This window comes from Micromonospora sp. URMC 107 (assembly GCF_051386315.1).
Taxonomy (GTDB): domain Bacteria; phylum Actinomycetota; class Actinomycetes; order Mycobacteriales; family Micromonosporaceae; genus Micromonospora.
This window is the reverse complement of record NZ_JBPQTK010000301.1, coordinates 1-522: the sequence shown is the minus strand read 5'-3', so window position 1 is coordinate 522 and position 522 is coordinate 1. Positions and strand designations below refer to the sequence as shown.

Annotated in this window: 1 protein-coding gene; it reads right to left on the bottom strand. The window is 71.3% G+C overall.

Features of this window, described 5'->3' with window-relative positions:
* Position 1 precedes the first annotated feature (1 nt).
* Positions 2 to 522: oligopeptide/dipeptide ABC transporter ATP-binding protein (locus ACSNN9_RS28630; RefSeq protein WP_436676413.1), on the bottom strand; the 521-nt coding region annotated here is incomplete at its 5' end.

The following is a 522-nucleotide window of genomic DNA, read 5'->3' as shown; positions in this document are numbered from 1 at the left end:
GTCAGGGGGCGGGGCGGAGTTCGGCGAAGTGGCAGGCCGAGGGGTGCGGGTCCGCCGCGCGGGGGACCGCGTGGGGTTCCTGTGTGGCGCAGACCTCCTGGGCCTTCCAGCAGCGGGTGCGGAAGTGGCAGCCGCTCGGCGGGTCGGCCGGGCTGGGCACGTCGCCGGTGAGCCGGATCATCGTGCGCTGGTCGCGGGCCTCCGGGTCCGGCACCGGCACGGCCGACAGCAGCGCCTGGGTGTACGGGTGGGTCGCCCGTTCGTAGATCTCGTCCTCGGTGCCGATCTCCACGATCTTGCCGAGGTACATCACCGCCACGCGATCCGAGATGTGCCGCACCACCGACAGGTCGTGGGCGATGAAGATGTACGACAGGCCGAACTCGTCCTGTAGCTGCTCCAGCAGGTTGATCACCTGCGCCTGGATCGACACGTCCAGGGCGCTGACCGGCTCGTCGCAGACGATGATCTCGGGCCGCAGGGCGAGCGCGCGGGCGATGCCGATGCGCTGCCGCTGACCGC